Origin of the sequence: Methanobrevibacter acididurans (assembly GCF_046197875.1) — an archaeon.
GTDB classification, from domain to species: Archaea; Methanobacteriota; Methanobacteria; order Methanobacteriales; family Methanobacteriaceae; genus Methanobrevibacter_A; species Methanobrevibacter_A acididurans.
This window is the reverse complement of record NZ_CP166991.1, coordinates 1,659,103-1,679,994: the sequence shown is the minus strand read 5'-3', so window position 1 is coordinate 1,679,994 and position 20,892 is coordinate 1,659,103. Positions and strand designations below refer to the sequence as shown.

Genomic DNA, 20,892 nt, shown 5'->3' with positions numbered 1-20,892 from the left:
TAAATCGCCATAAAAAAATTAATTAATTAAAAATTATTTAATAAGAATAATTTCAAGTGTAAAACTTATAAATTAATTTTTGTTATGATTATATTTAAATTTTATGTTAAAGTACAAGTGTAAATAATCAAAATTTAATAAAATTATAATATTTAAAAATGAATATTAATAATAAGCAAATTAAATTAATGTTTTAGCTAAAATCAATCTTTAAATGAGGTTATATTAAATTAAAATAATTTTTATTTAAATGAATGTTAAAAAAAATAAATGAAAATAATTTTTATATAGTTAAATTTCAAGTGTAATATTATGTATAAATAGATATAACAGGCAAATAGCTAAAAAATAAAAAATTTTCAATAAGGGATTTAAAATCAAAAATAAGGATTTATATTAAATTAATTTTTTTAAAAAATTAATATTAAAGTGAGAGAGGTGTATTTCAAGTGAAAAATAAAAATTTGAAAAAGCGAAATATAAAGACATATATTTCAAGTGTAAAATAAATTTTAAAAAACGTTTAATAATTCATAATTTTACAAAAGAAGTAATAAAATTAGTAATTTTGTGAAATATTACTAACAAAACAGAGAGGTAAATTTCATGAATTTTTCAGATGAAATGTATCTCTTCATCTTTAATAAACACAATTTTTTCTTTCACTTGAAGAGTATGTCTCTCTCTTAAAAACAAAAAAAATTAATATATAATTATATATAATTATTATTATTATTATTAATATTATTATTATAATTATTATTTTTATTATTATTATTTATATTAGATTTAGAGCTATATTCACCAAATACTTTATTTAATTTCCAAATACATTGTAATTTACCTTTAAAAACTTTTTTAATACATAAAATTAAATTATTTTTATTTAAATTATCTTCATATATTTCATCTGTAATAACAAATCGTTGTAAAACATCATTAGGATGTTCTAATTCAAAATCCAATAAAAATTGATTTAAAGTTAATTTAATATCCCAAATAAAATTTCTTTTTCTTTCACTTGAAGCATTACCCATTGCTTCAATTTGACTAGGATCAATTTCAGTTGCACAACCAATTAGTAACATATCTTCTTTACCTAATGGTTGAATCAAATCCATAATATGATTTTCAGGATAATTAATTATAAAATGAAAATTAGATTTATCATCAGAAATTTCATTTTTAAACATTCCTTCATCAACTAACCATTTTTGAACTATATTTTTATCTATCATAATTTAACTTCCTATTATATTAATAAATAAATTAATATATAATTTATAAATAATATAAAAATAATGTTTAATGAAATTATAAACTTCATATTTAACAATTATAATATATACTTAATTTTTTTATTAATTTTAAGCATATTAATTGATTTAATCATTGAAGAAGTACCATCTAAATATCATTTTGTTGTTTTAATTGGGAAAATAATAGAATATTTTAAAAATAATTTTATTAATATAAAAAATAGATCTTCTGGAGTTTTATTAACATTTTTTTCATTAATATCAATATCATTAATTTTGATAATAATATATAGTATTAATATATTTTTATCAACTTTTTTAGCTACTTTCTTAACAATATTTTGTAATAAATTTATAAATAATTTATTTGCATTGAATTTTTGGATTATAATAAATTATGTAATATTTGGAATTTTAACATCAATATTTTTATCCCAATTTTTCTCAATAAAAATGTTAATAAATTCATCATTAAAAATTAAGAAAGATTTAAAAGATAATATCAAAACAGCTAGAAAGTCAATTTCAATGTTTGTAAGTAGGGATACATCTAATCTAAATGAACAATATATAATATCTGCTTCAATTGAATCAATGACTGAAAATATTACAGATTCATATGTTTCATCTATATTCTACTATTTCCTACTTAGTTTGATTGGAATATTTTTTGGATTAAATTATTATTATATAATTTTTTTAGCTATTTTAGGTGCAAATATTCATAGAGTCATTAATACATTAGACGCAATGGTTGGATATAAAACAACAATTTTAGCTAATATAGGGTGGTTTCCAGCACACTTAGATGATATCTTAAATTATATTCCGTCACGTTTTGCGGGAATAATGGTTGTTTTATCTGCATATATTCTAAAATTAAATGGTAAAAATAGTTTTAAAATTTTTAAAAGAGATTCAAAAAAAACTCCAAGTCCTAATTCAGGTTATACAATGGCAGCGGTTGCTGGAGCTTTAGATATTCAATTAGAAAAAAAAGAAACTTATATTCTTGGAGATAATAATCATAAATTAAGCATTGATAAAATTGATGATTCAGTTAAATTAACAAAAATGAGTATCTGTTTATCAACTATAATTTTAAGTATAATATTTTTAATATTAAATTTTATTTTTTAAAAAAAATAAGGAAAGTTAAAAAACATGAAAATTGCAATAATATCAATAACTGAAAATGGGAAAGAATTATCTAATATTATTAAAGATTATTTAATAAAAAATCCTAGATTTATAAAAATTGATATATATTTTAAAAATGTAAAAAATACTATAAATAATATTTTTTTTAAATATGATGCTATAATTGGAATAATGGCAACTGGAATTTTAATAAGATCTATAGCAAATCAAATAACATCTAAAGATAAAGATCCTGCAATATTATCCATAGATGAAAAAGGACAATCTGTAATAAGCTTATTAAGTGGACATCTAGGTGGGGCTAATGAATTAACAAATATAATTTCAGAAATAATTAATGCAAAACCAATTATTACAACTGCTACAGATATTAACAATAAATTATCTATAGACTCATTAGCTAATAAATATTTTTGGAAAATTGAAAATGTACATGACATAGTAATTTTTAATAAAGCAATATTAAATAACCAATCAATAGACTTATTAGTTAATATTAAACAAGAAAAATACCTAAAAGAATTTTTACATACAAAAAAAGAAATAAATCTCATTAAAAATAATTCTAATAACTCTACTATAATAGCTAAATATAAAAGTAAGATATTAAAAATAATTCCTGAAAAAATGGTTTTTGGAATTGGCTCTAAAAAAAATATAAGCATGAAAAACGTTTTAATAGCTATAAAAACTGTCTGCACCCAATTGAATATTGATATTAATAGAATAGATTCTTTAGCTACTGTTGATGTTAAACAAAATGAAGAAGGGATAATTTTAGCATCAGAAAAATTAAAATTACCTTTATTTATAATAAAAACTGAAGATATAAAAAATTTTAAGTCTGAAGATTGCACTAAATCTAAATTTGTAGAAAAAACAATCGGAGCTTATGGTGTATGCGAACCCTGTGCTTTAATGAAAGCTGGATTAAATTCTAAACTTATTTATAAAAAAACAGCATTTAATGGTGTTACTATAGCCGTAGCTATCAGTAATGAAAAATAATAAAAAATATTTTTAAAAAAAATTAATAATTTATTTTATGATTTAACAGTTTCTAACTTACTTAATATTTCCCAAATTAATGTTCTAGCATGAACAGGTATATTAGGATCGTTACTTATTTCATCTAAAATCATAATAACAGTACTAGCTTTAACAGTAGGATCTTCACTTTCATCAGCTAATTTATTATTTGATTCATCTGCAGCTCTTCTAATGTTACGTGGAACTGTTGGATTATCCATAATGTGTTTTAATATTTCTGAAACTTCATCAAAAGTTTCCTGATTATCACTCATATAATTTCCTCCCATAAAAAATTTATAAAAATAGTTATAATATTATATTATTATTTTATAAACTATATAATGTTTACTAAAAATATAATTACTTTTTTACTTTATTAAATTTAATGTATGTGTAATAAATTGAGTTTTAGCTATTTCTTCTACAAAATCTGCTAATGAAAAAGCTTCTTCTAAATTTTCTCCAACACTAATTACACCATGATTTTTAAGAATTAAAACATCTTCATTTTTAATTGCTTCTCCTACTTTATTAGCTAAATCCATAGTCCCCGGAATTTCATAATTTACTTCGGCTAAATAAGGTTTTTCAATTTTTCCAAAACCTTCTAATCTTTTAATTTTTTTATCAGAAAATGAAAAACCAGTTGCAAAAGGAGAATGAGTATGAACTATAGCATTAACATTTTTATTAGATTTATAAATATTTAAATGCATAAAGACCTCAGAAGATGGTTTTCCTTTAGATATTATGTTACCTTCTAAATCAACCAGTACAATATCATTGAATTTAAGATTATTAAGAGATTTTAATGTAGGTGTTATACCAATGATAATTTTTCCATTATTTTTAAATTTTACACTCACATTACCAGCTTTTCCAGTAACTAAATGTCTATTAAAAAGTTTATTTGAAATGTTTATTATAGAATTAATTTCTTTTTGCATTGTATTTTTCCTTCCGATTTTAATTTAATCAATAAATTTAAGTTGTTTATATTCTCCATTATCTAAAATAGGTACTTGTGCAGGTGTAGGTACAATATTATAAATTTTTTGGAATTCAGTTTGTGTCTGAAAAGTACCTGAATTAATTAAATGAATTCCTTTATAATTCTTATAAGTATTTATATGAACATGTCCTGTATGTAACACATTAGGCACTTCATCAATTACTAAATGATCCTCTAATTCGGAAGCTAATGGTGTTCTTTCACCATAAATAGGAGCTAAGTGTCTTATATTTAAGAATTCTTCCATAATCAAATCATTTCTTTCATGAGAATAGTCTTTTACACCGATTGCAAAATCATCAATACCTCTACCATGATACATTAAGACTTTTGTACCATCTAGGTTTACATAACCAGGGTTACTTATAAATTCTATATTATTTAATTTATAAAGTGATTTAGCATATTTTTCAGGGACAGCAGGTTGAGGTTCTGCTAATCTTGAAGCATCGTGGTTACCAGGACCTATAATTATTTTAATATCACTTCTAATATCACCTAATAATCTTGCAGCTTCATCATATTGTTCTGTAATATCTTTAATAGCTAATTCTTTTTCTTGATTTGGATAAACACCAATTCCATCAACTATATCTCCATCAACAGTCATATATTTAACATTATTGGCAATTTCTCTTTGTTCTTCATTACCAAAATCTCCATTAATCCATTTAATAAATTTTACAAATGCATCTTCAAGAAATGTAATACTTCCTATGTGTATATCTGAAGTGAAAACAATTCCACATTTTGAATTTGTGTTTGGCATTCTTGGGACTCCTGGAAAGATAATATTATTACCAATTGCTAAATCTCCACGTTTGTCTGCTGTAATACCAACTACTTCATCTCGAACAAGTTTTTCAGATTGTTTAAAAACTGATTCATTTTTATTACTAAATAAAACATTTAAATTTCCAGTATCATCCTCAAAATCTACTAAATTATGGCCATTTTTAGTTGTTCTTACGTTATTTACCATTAAAATTAAATTTAAATCTGTCTGTCCTTCTCCAATTTCACTAATCTTTTGGTGTGTTTTCATTTCAGGGTGTTTTTCAATAATTTTACTCAATTTTTGGTATCTATTGTTAAAATAAGTAACTAAATTATTTAATTCTCCACTAGTATAAGATTGGTTTGTAAGATCTTTTAAGATTTCAAAATTATCATAATTAACATTAGGTTTTGTTAAATTACGTTTAAATTCTGGGCTAACTTCTTTATCATTAATTTTAATTAAATTTTTATTGCTTATTTCATCATTTATTAAATTTTCTTTATTTTTTGGTTGTTCTTTTGTTATGGTGTTGTTTTTTTGTTGTTCTTTTGTTATGGTGTTGTTTTTTGGTTGTTCTTTGTTAAAATTATCTAAAGAATTTAAATTGTTAATTTCTTTTTTATTTTCATTTTTTGTTTTTATCCCTAATTCTTTTATATAATGATTAACTATATCTCCTTTTAATGATATGAAATCATTTTTAGAATAATTTTTAGTCTTTAATTTTAAAATTAATGATGTAGAAAAATCATTAGGATCTTCAGTACTAATAATTTTTTTATAAGCATCTGGTGATAAATTAATTCCCTTTTTTGCAAATTTTAGTATTATATCATTCATATAAATCTAATTAATCCTTTTTTATATTAATATAAATTTTTTATTTTTTATTTTAATGTTTTAATAGAAAAATATCTTATTATTTCTTTATTTTTTTTCATTAATAAAAATTTCAATTACGTATAAAATTAATAGTAAATTATATTAGATATAATACTAAATAATTTATTATTATATTTTTATTATAAAATATTTTAAATATTAATTTTTAAATTAAAAGAGAATGTAGTGATAAAATGTCAAGACCACTTAGAATTTTACTAATAATAATTCTTTTCTTAGGTTTTTTTGAAATTGGATTATTTAGTTCATATACTATTGTAACTTCTGAAGCTCCAAATGTTAAGGGTTTAATAGATTTACAAGTTAATACCATAACAGGATTTATAAATCCTCATAGTATTACAAATATTGTTATAAAAGATCCAAGTTCAGTAAACATCACTAATAAGGTTGACACGGCTATGGTGATAGCAAATCTTGCTAATGTGGATGGTGCTAGTGTTCCTAATATGACAGCTACCACACAACAAAGTACTGATGATACAGGTTTAATAAATATTACTATAACCACTGTAGGTTATGCTGCATCTAATTCTACAAACCAAACAGTAATAAGCACAGCTCCGACTTATAAATTAATTGCTACTGCACAAGCAAATGCAACAAGTAAAGGAGTTGTCGTAGATACAAATTCAATTAAAGTTACTAGTATTTTAAAATTATATGAAAATGAGACTAATACAACTTCTTAATTTTCATGATAGAGGTTTATTAACATGTTAAATATTATAGGTATTGGTCCAAGTAAAGGAGATATAACTTTAAATGCTATTAAAGCTTTAAAAGAATCTAATGTTATTATTGGTTATAAAAAATATATAGATTCTATAAATGACCTTATTGATGGAAAAGAAATTATAAAGAAAGGAATGGGAGATGAAGTCGCTAGGGGAGAACTAGCTATTTCAAAAACCTTAGAAGGAAATAATGTAGCTATAATAAGCTCAGGTGATCCCGGAGTTTATGGGATGGCTAATCTTATATTTCAATTAATTGGGAAATATGAGGATATAGATGTTAGGGTTTATCCAGGGGTATCTGCTTTAAATTATTCTGCAGATCTTTTAGGTGCTCCTTTACATGATTTTGCTACTATAAGTTTAAGTAATCTTTTAACACCATTATCTGAAATACAAAATAAAATTGAGCATGCTGCAAAAGGAAATTTTATTATAGCAGTTTATAATCCAATTAGTAAATCTCGTAAAGAACCATTTAGATTATTTAAAAAAATTTTACTAGATATTCGTGGATCTAATACTTTAGTAGGGATTGTTGATAGTACATCTTATCCCTCTAAGACCAAAATTGTTAAATTAATTAATCTAGACGAAGAAGATATTAACATGTTTTCTTGTTTAATTGTTGGAAATAAATTAACATATTTATCTGATGGGTATATGGTAACTCCAAGAGGTTATGCTATTAAAAATGATATTCATCCCTCATCTAGGAATTTTTATGATAATTTTTTTAAATCTAATACACCTGTTGGTCCAAATTTAGAATGTGAATATTATCCTTGTCATTATTATGGTCAAAATTGTGATTTTTGTTATTGTCCTTTTTATCCATGTGGTGATGGATCTACTGGTGGTAAGTGGATTAAAGGTAAGAATATTTGGAGTTGTGAAGACTGTACATGGATTCATGAGAAGGATGCAATTGATTGTGTTAAGAAAAAATTTAATGATATTGTAAATGATGTTGATGATTTAAATCGTAAAAAGAAAGAATTATTAAAACTTCGTCGTCATTGTGTTTTAAAAACAAAGAAATTATAATATAATTATATGTTGGGGATATTTAATGTCTAGTGTTAAAGATATATTAATAGAAATGAAAAATCTGTCGGAACTTATGGTTGATTTAGCTTATTCTTCTGTTCTTTTTCAAAATAAAGAAGCTGCTGAAGAAGTATTAAATCTTGAAGATAGGGTTAATAGTTTAAATTATGAAATTAAAAAACAATCATTATTAGCTTCTCGTTCTGTTGAAGATGCGGAAAAATTAACCGTTTTATTAGAAGTAGCTGAAGCTGCTGAAACAATAGGTAATGCTGCTAAAGATTTAGCTGATTTATCTATTAAAGGATTTGAACCTCATCCAGTATTTAAAATGGTTATGGAAGATTCTGAAACAAATATTTATAGGATGAAAATAGAATCTGGTTCAGATTTAATAAATAAATCATTAGGTAATATATTGTTATCAAATCGCACCGGTATGCGAGTTATATCTATTAGGAGAGATTTAACTTGGATATATGGTCCAAATAAGGATACAATTATATTAGAAGGAGATGTCCTTATAGTTAAAGGTACAGAAGCAGGTTATGATATTTTAAATAAACTAGCTAAGAATGAAATAACATTAGATGAAATATAAAACTAATTTTTTAAATTAAAAAGTGATAAAATGTATGTAGGTGATATTGGTGAAGAAAATAAGTCTATTGATGAAGATACGTCAATCTATCACCAATTTAACAAAATCTACTCCGCATTTTATAAATCAAAATGTAATTAAAGATAATAATTTTTTTAAATTTTCTTACTCTATAATTAAACAAAGTTTATTAGCATTAATAATATGTGCTATTGGAGATTTATGCGCTGGTTTAATTTTAGGAAACATGACTTCTTACTTAGCGGCTTGGCCAGGTTTATTAACTTTAGTTCCAGGAGCTATTGGTATGAGAGGTAATATTTTTGGATCATTTGGTTCAAGATTAGGCACTGATTTAAACATTGGTATGTTACCTCCTAAAATTGAAAAATCTAAAATTTTAAGTCAAAATATAATATCCTCTATGATATTAACAATGACATTATCTATATGTTTAGCATTTATTACAAAGATATTATGTGTAATTTTTAATTTACCTAGCATGTCAATTTTTGATTTTATATTAATATCATTCTTTGCAGGCCTTATATCTAGTGTAATCATGCTTCCTCTTTCAATGCTAATTTCATTAAAAAGTTTTCAACATGGTTGGGATCCTGATAATATTACTACTCCATTAATTGCCGCATTTGGTGATCTTTTTACTTTACCATCTATAATACTATCAGTTCTTTTATTATCTAGTTTTCATAATATAACTGTTTTAAGAAATATAATTGCTATATTGGCTGTAATAATTGCTATTATTGGGATTTGTTATGGATTTAAATCAAATGATAAAATTGGAACAATTGTTAAACAATCAACACCAGTTTTATTTATTTGTTCTATTTTAGGTAGTATTTCTGGTGGTATTTTAAATAGTTCAGCAGAAACTTTATTATCTAATCCAAGTTTATTAACTTTAGTTCCTTTATTTTCTGGAGAAAGTGGTAATTTAGTTAGTATTTTAGGTGCAAGATTATCTTCAGGATTACATTTAGGTTTAATTGAACCTTCACGTAAGCCAGGTTCTAATGCTTTAAAAAATTTTGGAATTATTCTTATTTTAGCTATTATTATTTATCCTGTAATTGGAATATTAGCTGATTCTTCTTCATTAATCCTTGGAATTAATGGAGTTGGGTTTTTAAATATTGCTACTATTAGTTTTTTAGCTGGTATGGCGATGATTTTAATAATGATATTTGTAGTTTTCAATATATCCACAATATCTTATAGAAAAGGTTTAGATCCTGATAATATTGTTATTCCATTATCTACTAGTATGACCGATTCAATTTCTACTTTAATGTTAATTGTTGCAGCAATGTTGATTTTAGGTTTATTTACAATATAATTTATATAATATTAAATTAAATCTATAATGTAACAATAAAAATATAAAAAGTATTACTAAATTTTTTTAAATTATTTAATAAAAATAGTTATATTAATTTAATAGAAAATAGATAATAAAATTAATATAATTAATTAAAAATTTAAAATTATAATATTGGAGGAATTAAATGTCTGATACTGTTAGAACATGGCGTCATATTCAACAAAGATATAATCTTGTTGGATCAAAATGTATGAATTGTGGTAGAGTATTCTTTCCATCAAGAGTAATCTGTCCCGATTGCAGAAGAAAAGGAAAAATAGAAAGTTTTAAATTTTCAGGAAAAGGAAAAATATATAGTTTCTCTGTAGTTAGAACACCTACAGATGACTTTAAAAAATTATCTCCTTATGCTGTAGCTATAATAGAATTAGAAGAAGGAGCAAAATTAACAGCTCAATTAGTAGATTGTGACGTTGATAAATTAAAAATCGGCGATTCCGTTGAAATGGTATTTAGAAAAATACGTGAAGATGGCCAAGACGGAGTAATTTCTTATGGATTCAAGTTCAAACCTTCAAAATAATTTAGATTCTAAAACTTTAGAAAAAACAAATAAAAAAGCAAAAAATAACACTGCTATTTTGTTAATAAGTCATGGAAGCACTTTGCCTTATTCTGAACAAGTTTTTACAGAAATATGTAATAAATATAAAGAAGTTTCAGGATTCGATGCTGAAGTTGGATATATGAAAGTAGCTAAACCATCACTTCCTCAAGCTATTAATAATTTAATAGAAAGAAACCCAACTTTGACTAATATTATTGCAGTCCCAGTTTTTTTAGCTCCTGGAATACATACTAAAATTGATATTCCTACTATTTTAGGATTAAATCCGTTAGAAAAAGATCCAAGATGTCCCGATGGTAATTATCCTGAAGGTCATTATTTGCATGATTTAGAAACTATAAACTTTGATGGTGAAATTACTTTATTACAACCTATAGGTCCTGATAAATCTCTTCAAATCATTATTAATGATAGAATAAATAATGCATTATCTAATTCAAAATTAGATAAAAATTCAAAAACAGGAATATTATTAGTTAGTCATGGAAGTAGATTAAAATATAATAAAGAATTTATTACTGAAGTTCATAAACAATTCAATGAATCAACACAATACCCAAATACTTTTGGATTCATGGAACTTGTAGAACCAGATATTCCAACATCAATTAATAAATTATTGTCAAATAATTTTATAGATAGATTAGTGGTTGTTCCTATATTTATTGCTCCAGGAATGCACACTACTCATGATATACCAACAATTTTAGGTTTACTAGAAAATCATCATGATCATGAACACAATCACGCACACAATCATCATCATAACTTAAATAAAATAAATTTTGATGGTGAAGTTTTATATCCTGAACCAATAGGTTCTGATGATGTACTAATAGATATCTTAAAAAAGAAGGTTGAAAATGAGCTCTGATATTGAAACTGGAATTTTATTATTATCTCATGGAAGTAGATTAAATCATGGGGAAGAAGTCATTAATGAATTAGCAGATATGTATCGGAAAACTACTAATAATAAAGTTGAAATTGGTTTTATGGAAATGCGAAAACCAAATATTCCTCAAGCAGTAGCTAATTTAACTGATAATACTAATATTCAACGAATAATTGTTGTTCCAGTTTTTATTGCACATGGATTACATACTAAACGGGATATTCCTAAAATATTAGGTTTAGTAGATGAAAATTTAGAATTGGATAATAATAAAGTTGAAATAGGCGAACATCATCATCATGCACACAATCATCATCATGATATTGAAAAAGTTGATTTTGATGGTGAAATTATTTTCACAGACCCTTTAGGAGCAGATCCTTTAATTGTAAAAATTATTCAAAAAAGAGTAGATGAAGCATTACATAATTAAATCTATTCAATAATTTTTAATTTTTTTAGGAATATTTTTTTATTTAATTCTATACTATTTTTTAATATTAATTTACATATTATATACCTTTCTTAAATTTTTTTCATTTCTCTTTCTTAATATAATAATCAAATATTTTTATTTAGAATTTAAATTGCGTATATTTGATGAAAATAACAATATTTTTTTCTGCAAAAAAATTTATTTAATTTAAATATAAATATAATAATATGGAATATAAGTCTTTAAATGTGTCAGCAATTGGTGAAAAAGAATTAATTAATCGTATTATAAATAAAAATAATATGAATTCTAATTTATCTTTTAAAAATTATTTAGGGGATGATGCAGCAGTATTAAATATTAACACTAATCATTTGATAGCAACATCAGATATGCAAATTCAATCTCTTCATTTTCCAAAACAAATGTCACATTTTCAAATGGGATTTAAAGTAGTAACAGTTAATGTTAGTGATATTGCTGCAATGGGTGGAGAGCCTATAGGATTTTTATTAAGTATGGCTATTCCAAAAATGTTAAAATTGTCTGATTTTGATGAAATAGTGGATGGGGTAATATATGCATGTAACTATTATAATCTTCCATTAATTGGTGGTGATACTAATGAGTCAGATGAAATTATACTTTCAGGTACTGCTTTAGGAAAAGTTGATAAAAATAAACAATTGTTAAAATCAGGATTTAAAAATGGAGATTTAGTTGCAATTACAGGTAAATTAGGATTAGCGGCTTTAGGATTCGAATTATTAAATGAATTTCATGGAACTGATAATGATTTAGAAAATTTAGCTATTTCTAAAGCATTAAATCCTATAGCTAAAATACATGAAGGTCAAATTTTAAAAAATTTTGCAAGTTCTGCTACTGATATTACTGATGGTTTATCTGAAGAGTTATATGAAGTATTTGATGCAGATCATTTAAAACACTCATCTAACCACGGTATTAAAATTTATGAATCTAAATTACCAATGGGTGAAGATTTTATTAAATTATCTAATAAAATAAATCAAAATCCTTTAAAATTATTTTTTAATGTTGGTGAAGATTTTGAATTATTATTTACACTTGATAAAAATTTAGTTGATGATTTAGCTAAACTCATGGATTTCTATGTTATAGGTGAAATCAATGATTTAAATAAAATAGAAATTGTTTATTTAAATGGGGATGTTGAAACATTATCTAGAAAGGGTTATGAACATTTAAAATAGGGGGAATATAATATGAAAAAAGAGTCTTTATTTTATAAAAAATTATTAAATAATAATGTTCAATGTTGTTTATGTTTTAGAATGTGTAAGATTAAAGAAAATTGTTATGGTTTTTGTAAAACTCAAAAAAATATTAAAGGTAATTTATATACTTTAAATTATGGTAAAATATCTTCATATAATATAGATCCAATAGAAAAAAAGCCACTGTATCATTTTTTACCAGGATCAAATTCTTTTTCAGTGGGGAACTTTTCATGTAATATGTCATGTATGAACTGTCAGAACTATACTCTTTCACAAAATAATGGTGAAAAATTCATAGGAAATGATATTTTGCCAAAAGACCTTGCTGAAATTGCACTTGATTATCAATGTCCATCAATTGCTTGGACTTACAATGAACCTACATTACAGTTACAATATGCTCAAGATACTGCTCAATTTTCTAAAAATTTCAATTTAAAAAATATTTTTATCACAAATGGTTTTATGAGTGATGAAGCATTGAATTATATATTGCCTAATATAGATGCTTTTAATGTTGATTTAAAATCAATGAGCGATGAATTCTATAAAAAAGTGTGTAATGCAAAATTAGATCCAATATTAGATAATATAAAAAAAATTTATAAAAATGGAAACCATATTGAAATAACAAATTTAATTATCCCAAATTGTAATGATTCTGAAGAAATGTTAGAAGGTTTAACAGATTTTATAATAAATGAATTAGGTAAAGAAGTCCCAATTCACTTTTCAAGATTTTTTCCTTATTATAGAATGAAAAATATTAAACCAACACCTATTAAAAGTTTAATTAAAGCTAAAGAAATAGCTAAAAAAAAGGGGTTAGAGTATGTGTATATTGGTAATATTTCTCAAAGTCAAAATACATATTGTCCAAATTGTGGTGAACTTTTAATAAAACGTAATGGGTATTCTATAGAAAATTTAAATAAAATAAAGGATAATAAATGTTTAAATTGTAATTATAATTTAAATTTTGTTTTACAGTAAATATTGATTTATAATTTTTTAAGGATATTATAATTAAAAAGTTTAAGAGATAATATTTTATTCACTTAAACTAACTCTTTCAAATTTTTCTTCTTTTCCAAGAATTTTGGTGGCATCAACACCAATTTTAGTAGTTGTTCCATCAGGTAATGCTACAGGATCTAAAGATGAACCTCTAGCTTTAGGAATAATAATTATATCATCATCACCTTTGACTCTAGTTGCAATAGCATACTCAACATCTTCAGGGTCAAATATATTTATATCTTCGTCAACTATAACCACATGTTTAAGGGAAGGGTGTGCAGATAATGCAGCCATAATCACATTTTTTGCATCGCCTTGTGTTTGTTTCTTAATAGATACAACTGCATGTAGCCAACAACAACCACCTTCAGTTAAAACCACATTTTTCACTGTAGGTAACATATTTTTTATTGCTTTAAATATTCTAGGTTCTTGAGGGAGACCTTGTAATAATTTATGTTCAAAACCAGCAGGTAAAATAGCATGATACATAGGATTATCTTTTTTAATATGCATTTTTGAAAGGGTAATGACTGGTTGATCTCTAATAACATCATAAGTATCAGTTAAATCAACAAAAGGGCCTTCCTTAACTTTATCTTTTATTGAAATTTTACCTTCTAAAATAATATCTGCATCTGGAACATTTAAATTGGATTCTTCACATTGAACTAAACTTAAATCCCCATCCTTAAATGCATTAGCAATTTCCATTTCGTCCTGATCAATTGATGGTCCAGTTGTTGAAGCAAGAAGAACTGCAGGGTCCATTCCTATGGCTATCGCAATATTTAAATCTTTACCTAATTTTTCTGCTTTTTTAAAATAAGTAAATAAATTTCTTGGAACAATTCGTATGGCTAGTTTATTATTATTAAGAACTAACATTCTATGAATTGAAGCATTCTGAACTCCAGTTTCAGGATCTTTTGCAATAACAACACCTGCAGTAATATAAGCCCCACCATCATTTTTATAATGAGTTAATATTGGTAATTTACTTAAATCTGCTTTAATTGATGCATATTCGTCTAGATTTTTAAAATTTGATATTTTTATTGGATTTTCACTAGCTTCTATAATTTTATCAGTAATATTTTCAACTTCACAACCAATAGATTGAGCAATTTTTTCCCGAGTATTACATATTCCAGAAACGATTGGAATATCATAACCTTTAATATTTGACAATAATACGGTATCTTTAGGATGCTCTCTTAAAATTTTTCCTGCTTCATATTTAGCACTAATTTCCTTATCAATTTTCATAACCACATCTTTTTCTGAGTTCATTAAATCAATTCCTATAATTCTGCATTTTGTATTTAATCCATTTTAAATTTTCTTTAATTTTTTCACTAGATATCCCTAAAATTTCTCCAGCTAAAATTGCTGCATTTCTACCATTATCTGTACCTACAGTTCCAACAGGAACACCCGGCGGCATTTGAACCATAGTAAATAAAGCATCATGAACATCATCGTTATTAGAACAAGGAACGCCAATAACTGGTTTTTCACTTAAAGCAACTATTGATCCAGTTACAAGAGCAGAAAGTCCGCTAACAGCAATAAATAATTTAACATTTTCCATTTTTTTCATATAATTTTCAAATTTATCAGCATATCTAATTGGAGAAATAATGGCTAAATCATAACTAATACCTATTTTATCCAATACACTAGTAACTTTTTTTGCAGTTTTTAAGTCAGTATAACTTCCAGCAATTATAGAAATAAGTGGAGCATCATCTAATTTTTCAACATTACTTTCAACAGGTTCATTTTCTTGATTAGCTAAAAATTCTTTATCTATATAATTTCCATTAAGTTTACTTAAAACTTCCTTTTCTCCGACTCGAACTTTTTCTTGATATGCTAATCTCAATTTAGATATATTTTCTTTAACTTCATTATCATGTGTAGCAATAATTTGCCCTGCAAGTATAGCACCATTATCTCCTCTATCAATTCCAACAGTAGCTACAGGAGCTGGAAAAGGCATTTGGCTGCAAGCATATAAAGCATCTAAACCACCTAATTTAGCATTAACAGGTACACCGATAACTGGCTTATAAGTATATGAGGCAATAGATCCAGGTAAATGAGCTGCTAATCCCGCAATTCCAATAAATACTTCAACACCTTCATTAGTTGCATCCACTACTAATTCTTTAACTTTATCATGTGTCCTATGAGCTGACGCAACTTTTACACTATAAGGTATTTTTAATTTTTCTAAAACACTTGTGCTTTTTTCAGCTATTTTAATATCTGATGCACTACCTAAAATTATCATTACTTTTGGGGTCATCTATTCCACCTTTAAAATATTAATTTATTATATATTTAATTTATTATTTATTAATGTTGAATTTTAAAAAAATTTAAAATAATAATTTGTTTAAATAATCATAGATAATTGAATCCTTTTTCTATCTAAATCAACATTCAATACTCTAACATCTACAATATCCCCAACACTTACAATATCTAATGGATGTTTTACAAATTTATTTTCAACTAATTCAGAAATGTGAACTAATCCATCTTGATGAACACCTATATCTACAAAAGCTCCAAAATCAACAATATTTCTAACAGTTCCTTGCAATATCATACCTTCTTCTAAGTTTTCTAATTCTAAAACATCACTTCTAAGAATAGGTTTAGGCATTTCTTCTCTAGGATCTCTTCCGGGTTTCTTAAGTTCTTTAACAATATCTATTAATGTAATATTTCCAATATTTAATTTTTCAGAAAGTTCTTCATAGTCTAAATCATTTAAATTAAGATTTTTTGAACCAATATCATTTAAAGAGTATCCTAAATATTTTAATAAATTTTCAGTTGCTTTATAAGATTCTGGATGAACACATGTGCTATCTAGAGGGTTATCACTATTAATAACTTTTAAAAATCCTGCGCATTGTTCATAAGCTTTGGGGCCAAGACCAGGAACATTTAAAAGTTCATTCCTATTACTAAAAATTCCATTTTCTTCTCTATACTTCACAATGTTCTTAGCAACAGATTTACTAATACCTGACACATGTTTTAAAAGAGATACAGAAGCCGTATTTAAATCAACACCAACATTATTCACAGATTTATCAACTACAAAATTTAAAGAGTCACTTAATTTTTTCTGATTCATATCATGTTGATACTGTCCAACACCAATGGATTTCGGATCAATTTTAACTAATTCAGACAAAGGATCTTGTAAACGTCTAGCAATAGAAATTGCACTTCTTTCTCCAACATCATATTCTGGAAACTCTTCAGTAGCTAATTTACTAGCAGAATAAACAGAAGCTCCTGCTTCACTTACAATAACATACTGCACATCTTTATTTATCTCCTGAATTAATTGAGTAATTACAATTTCAGATTCTCTAGAAGCAGTACCATTACCTAATGCAATTAAATCAATATCATACTTTTTAATTAAATCTTTTACAATACTTTTTGTTTCCACTATCTTATTTTTAGGTTCAGTTGGAAAAACAACACATGTATCTAATGCTTTACCTGTTTTATCAACCACTGCTAATTTACATCCTGTTCTAAATCCAGGATCCCAACCTAAAACAGTTTTTCCAATAATTGGATTTTGCATTAATAATTGTTCTAAATTTTCTGAAAAAACTTTAATAGAACTTTCTTCTGCTCTTTCAATTAATTCATTTCGTATTTCTCTTTCAATTGCTGAAGCAATCAATCTTTTATAAGAATCTAAAATACTTTCCTCTAAAATTTTTTCAGTATACTTATTATATTCTGGTTGAGTGATTTTTTCACCCTTATTTAATAAGACGTGTCTTTTTAAATAACTAAAAATATCTTCTTCTGGTGTTTTTATTTTTATTTTAAGAACTTTTTCATTTTCTCCTCTATTGATAGCTAAAATTCTATGATTTGCAATTTTATCTAAAGGTTCATTATAATTATAATACATTTCATATTCAGATTCAACATCTTTATTTTTGGCATTAATTTCTAATTCCCCATCTTCAAAACTAACTTGCCGAATTAAAGATCTAAATTGGGCATTGTCTGAAATTTTTTCAGCTATAATATCTTTAGCCCCATTTATAGCATCTTCTATTGTTGCAACATTCAATTCTTCGGATAAATATTTCATAGCTATTTTATCAACTGGAACATCTATTTCCTGTTTTAATATTGTATTTGCTAAAGGTTCAAGTCCTTTTTCTTTAGCTATTGTTGCTCTAGTTCTTCTTTTGGGTTTGTATGGTCGATAAATATCATCTAATTCGACTAAAGTTTTAGCATTGGTGATTATTTTAGCTAATGGTTCTGTTAACTTTCCCTGTTCATCAATAACTTTAATTATTTTTTCTTTTTTAGATTCTAAGTTACGTAAATATTCTAATCTTTCATTAAAATTTCTTAAAGTTTCATCGTCTAATGACCCTGTCACTTCTTTACGATATCTAGCTATAAAAGGAATACTATTCCCATCATCAATGAGGTTTATAACCGCATTACTTTGCCAATTTTTAATATTTAATTCTTCAGATAATGTTTCAGCAATCATATAATAATTATCTCCTAATAAAAAGTAATATACTAAAATTTATATTATATATTTTTATCATTTCATATTTTTATAATTAATAAAAATTAGTTTGATTAATAATATTTATTTAAAAAAAGTATCCTTATAGTTTTTTATTTTTTGAAAATATAGAATATATTTTAATATTTTAATTATAAATTCCATAAAATTTTCTTATAATATATTTTTATATAAAATATTAAAAAAAATGTTTAAACATTTTAATATAACTATGCAGTAAAAAAAATCAATGATTAAAAAATCCATAAAAATAGTTATAACATTATAAAATTTAATTTCATAGTAAGTAGATAATAAGTAATAAAAATTTATTCTGAATTCAGTAAGTAAACCAATGCATAATAACCTTTAGTAGATATTATTCCTTTAAACTTACCATTTAAAAGCACTTCTAAATCATCGATATGTTTTTCACCTATTTTTAATTGATGTATTAATTTATTAGATATAATATAAATTTTTTTATCATCAATTTGGGCTCTGTCAAAAACTTAGTTGATGATTTTGTTTTTTATTTTTTATGTTCCAGAATTCGAGTTTTAGTTTGAATCTGTTGATTAATCCGGTTTCTGTTTTCATTAGTCTTTTGATATGTTTTGGGAATACTTTTTGGAATATATTCTCGATTTTGTTACTTGTACGACTAATGTTGCTGTTTTTAATGTAATATGTTAGGTTTTTGAAGTAGGGAACTATGAATTTCCATAAGATTTTGAAAATTGGTTCAGGTAGGGTTTTTTGTTCTTTGATAAGTTGATCTCTTTTTGTTTTAGCTGTTTCTAAGTCTGGAGCATCCATAATATTGAAAATTTCATGTTTAAAACTTTTTACAGATTCAATATCCTCAAGAGTTAATTTATTTTGTTTTAAGTAATCGTTTATGTCTCTGTTTATTTTTTGTTTAGTGTGAAACACACAGAATTGATGTTTGAAACCTAATTTTCGTATTGGTTGGCGATTACTCAATGTTTTAAATCGGTTACAATATAGTTACGATCTTGATTGTAAGTGGATTCGCTTAGAAACTTGTAAATACTTTTTTCTGACTCAGAAGGGGTTAAATCGTAGGAAACAATTGTATTACTTTGTAGGTCGAATAAAGCTAAAATATAATTCCAAACACTGTTAATTTTAACCCACAAAGCATCAAACAAGTAATAACCAGAAAGACTATAAAAATCATTATCTAAATCATATTCTAAGCCTAATAGGATGTTTTCTACACTTTGATAAGAGATATCCACATTATGGATTTCTTTTAACCTGTGCATGATTTTACGAATACTATCACCACTAATACTATAGGATTTAAGTATAAAATCAATTACTGGCTTAGTAATATTTCTATTAACCTCAACTATTGAGGATAAGTCAGCACTAAATACATTACCACATCTAGTGCATTTATATCTTTGAACTTTACAAGTTTGATTCCCTAAGTTCATGAAAATCAATTCACGTTCAATTTTACCATCTTTAACATTATGGTGAGACCCACACACTGGACAAACAGCAACACTGTTGCTAAAAATTATTTCACCATTTTTTTCAAGACGAATCAATTCAGGACTCATATCCTGACATCCAATCAATTTTTTAGAAACATCAGATCTAAAACCAGAAAACTCTTCACAAAAATCGTAAAGTTTAAATTGTATAGGCTCCATAGTATAACATGGAGCTTTTATTTTTAATTTAGTCATATTAATATATTGGCTCCACTTAATATATTAACTTTACTATTTCTAAATCATAATTAAAGCCATAAGAAAGCTTAAAAAAATTATGAGTCAAAATATTTCAAAAAATAAAATCAACTAAGTTTTTGACAGAGCCCAATTTGGTATTTGAAATTAATTTCAGGGAAATTTTCATTGATATAATATTTCAATTTTTTTTCTTTATCTTTTGTTAAGGTTATAATTTTTATTCCTCACTTATTCATTAAAAAATTTTATAATCTTTTGGTTTGTTTTATGCTATATAAATAAAAATTTTATAATAACATTTTTATTTAAAAATATTTTCTTGAATAATGTTTAAAATTTCAAGTCATAATCTTCATTATTTCATATTAAATTATGTTAATTAAATGTTTTAATTTATACTTTATATAACTTTCGGAATTCATCGAACAGATTTTTTTTAATAAATATTTTTTTAA

At 24.7% G+C, this 20,892-nt stretch carries 20 protein-coding genes; 11 read left to right on the top strand and 9 right to left on the bottom strand.

Annotation, left to right across the window (positions count from 1 at the left end; all coding sequences use genetic code 11):
- Positions 1-713 precede the first annotated feature (713 nt).
- Positions 714-1,238, bottom strand: coding sequence for a DUF2299 domain-containing protein (locus ACA135_RS08290; RefSeq protein WP_409198281.1), 525 nt, complete (start codon positions 1,236-1,238; stop codon positions 714-716).
- 63 nt (positions 1,239-1,301) lie between these two features.
- Between ACA135_RS08290 and ACA135_RS08285 the strand changes: the two genes are divergently transcribed.
- Together ACA135_RS08285 and ACA135_RS08280 are read left to right on the top strand one after the other, a co-directional pair.
- Positions 1,302-2,399 (top strand): cobalamin biosynthesis protein, encoded by a 1,098-nt coding sequence (locus tag ACA135_RS08285; RefSeq protein WP_409198280.1) that lies wholly within the window; start codon positions 1,302-1,304, stop codon positions 2,397-2,399.
- A gap of 24 nt (positions 2,400-2,423) precedes the next feature.
- Positions 2,424-3,428: a cobalt-precorrin 5A hydrolase gene (locus ACA135_RS08280; protein ID WP_409198279.1), complete on the top strand. Its 1,005-nt coding sequence runs from the start codon at positions 2,424-2,426 to the stop codon at positions 3,426-3,428.
- Between the two features lie 35 nt (positions 3,429-3,463).
- On the opposite strand, the gene ACA135_RS08275 is transcribed toward ACA135_RS08280, so the two are convergent.
- The 3 genes from ACA135_RS08275 to ACA135_RS08265 all read right to left on the bottom strand — a co-directional run bounded on the left by ACA135_RS08275 (position 3,464) and on the right by ACA135_RS08265 (position 6,085).
- Positions 3,464-3,724, bottom strand: a complete 261-nt coding sequence (locus tag ACA135_RS08275; protein WP_409198278.1) for a UPF0147 family protein — start codon at positions 3,722-3,724, stop codon at positions 3,464-3,466.
- A gap of 96 nt (positions 3,725-3,820) precedes the next feature.
- Positions 3,821-4,399 carry a class II aldolase/adducin family protein gene (locus ACA135_RS08270; protein ID WP_409198277.1) on the bottom strand — a complete coding sequence of 193 codons (579 nt, stop codon included), beginning with the start codon at positions 4,397-4,399 and terminating at the stop codon, positions 3,821-3,823.
- A gap of 24 nt (positions 4,400-4,423) precedes the next feature.
- Positions 4,424-6,085 (bottom strand): DNA-directed DNA polymerase II small subunit, encoded by a 1,662-nt coding sequence (locus ACA135_RS08265; protein WP_409198276.1) that lies wholly within the window; start codon positions 6,083-6,085, stop codon positions 4,424-4,426.
- Positions 6,086-6,321: 236 nt separating this feature from the next.
- Between ACA135_RS08265 and ACA135_RS08260 the strand changes: the two genes are divergently transcribed.
- The 9 genes from ACA135_RS08260 to amrS all read left to right on the top strand — a co-directional run bounded on the left by ACA135_RS08260 (position 6,322) and on the right by amrS (position 14,095).
- Positions 6,322-6,840: a hypothetical protein gene (locus tag ACA135_RS08260; RefSeq protein ID WP_409198275.1), complete on the top strand. Its 519-nt coding sequence runs from the start codon at positions 6,322-6,324 to the stop codon at positions 6,838-6,840.
- Positions 6,841-6,864: 24 nt separating this feature from the next.
- A complete protein-coding gene (gene cobJ, locus ACA135_RS08255) occupies positions 6,865-7,932 on the top strand; it encodes a precorrin-3B C(17)-methyltransferase (protein WP_409198274.1) in 1,068 nt (355 codons plus the stop codon).
- 25 nt (positions 7,933-7,957) lie between these two features.
- A complete protein-coding gene (locus tag ACA135_RS08250) occupies positions 7,958-8,536 on the top strand; it encodes a potassium channel family protein (protein WP_409198273.1) in 579 nt (192 codons plus the stop codon).
- 49 nt (positions 8,537-8,585) lie between these two features.
- On the top strand, positions 8,586-9,896 hold the full coding sequence (locus tag ACA135_RS08245) for a magnesium transporter (protein ID WP_409198272.1): 1,311 nt from the start codon (positions 8,586-8,588) through the stop codon (positions 9,894-9,896).
- 169 nt (positions 9,897-10,065) lie between these two features.
- On the top strand, positions 10,066-10,464 hold the full coding sequence (locus tag ACA135_RS08240) for a Zn-ribbon domain-containing OB-fold protein (protein ID WP_409198271.1): 399 nt from the start codon (positions 10,066-10,068) through the stop codon (positions 10,462-10,464).
- The gene (gene cfbA, locus ACA135_RS08235; protein ID WP_409198270.1) at positions 10,436-11,383 is read left to right on the top strand and encodes a sirohydrochlorin nickelochelatase; all 948 of its coding nucleotides are present in this window, start codon (positions 10,436-10,438) and stop codon (positions 11,381-11,383) included. Before ACA135_RS08240 ends, cfbA (ACA135_RS08235) begins: the two co-directional genes overlap by 29 nt.
- A complete protein-coding gene (gene cfbA / locus ACA135_RS08230; RefSeq protein WP_409198269.1) occupies positions 11,373-11,837 on the top strand; it encodes a sirohydrochlorin nickelochelatase in 465 nt (154 codons plus the stop codon). The genes cfbA (ACA135_RS08235) and cfbA (ACA135_RS08230) overlap by 11 nt, the downstream gene beginning before the upstream one ends.
- Before the next feature lie 230 nt (positions 11,838-12,067).
- Entirely contained in the window at positions 12,068-13,075 is a 1,008-nt protein-coding gene (gene thiL / locus ACA135_RS08225; protein WP_409198268.1) for a thiamine-phosphate kinase, read from the top strand.
- A gap of 12 nt (positions 13,076-13,087) precedes the next feature.
- Entirely contained in the window at positions 13,088-14,095 is a 1,008-nt protein-coding gene (gene amrS / locus ACA135_RS08220) for an AmmeMemoRadiSam system radical SAM enzyme (RefSeq protein WP_409198267.1), read from the top strand.
- A 57-nt stretch (positions 14,096-14,152) separates the two neighbouring features.
- On the opposite strand, the gene ACA135_RS08215 is transcribed toward amrS, so the two are convergent.
- From ACA135_RS08215 to ACA135_RS08195, 5 genes are all read right to left on the bottom strand, one after another.
- Positions 14,153-15,415: a UbiD family decarboxylase gene (locus ACA135_RS08215; protein ID WP_409198266.1), complete on the bottom strand. Its 1,263-nt coding sequence runs from the start codon at positions 15,413-15,415 to the stop codon at positions 14,153-14,155.
- Between the two features lie 4 nt (positions 15,416-15,419).
- Positions 15,420-16,436: a 5-(carboxyamino)imidazole ribonucleotide mutase gene (purE, locus tag ACA135_RS08210; RefSeq protein ID WP_409198265.1), complete on the bottom strand. Its 1,017-nt coding sequence runs from the start codon at positions 16,434-16,436 to the stop codon at positions 15,420-15,422.
- A gap of 90 nt (positions 16,437-16,526) precedes the next feature.
- Positions 16,527-18,686, bottom strand: coding sequence for a Tex family protein (locus ACA135_RS08205; protein ID WP_409198264.1), 2,160 nt, complete (start codon positions 18,684-18,686; stop codon positions 16,527-16,529).
- A gap of 525 nt (positions 18,687-19,211) precedes the next feature.
- On the bottom strand, positions 19,212-19,694 hold the full coding sequence (locus ACA135_RS08200; RefSeq protein ID WP_409198263.1) for a hypothetical protein: 483 nt from the start codon (positions 19,692-19,694) through the stop codon (positions 19,212-19,214).
- Entirely contained in the window at positions 19,691-20,431 is a 741-nt protein-coding gene (locus ACA135_RS08195; protein WP_409198262.1) for a transposase family protein, read from the bottom strand. The genes ACA135_RS08200 and ACA135_RS08195 overlap by 4 nt, the downstream gene beginning before the upstream one ends.
- Positions 20,432-20,892 lie beyond the last annotated feature (461 nt).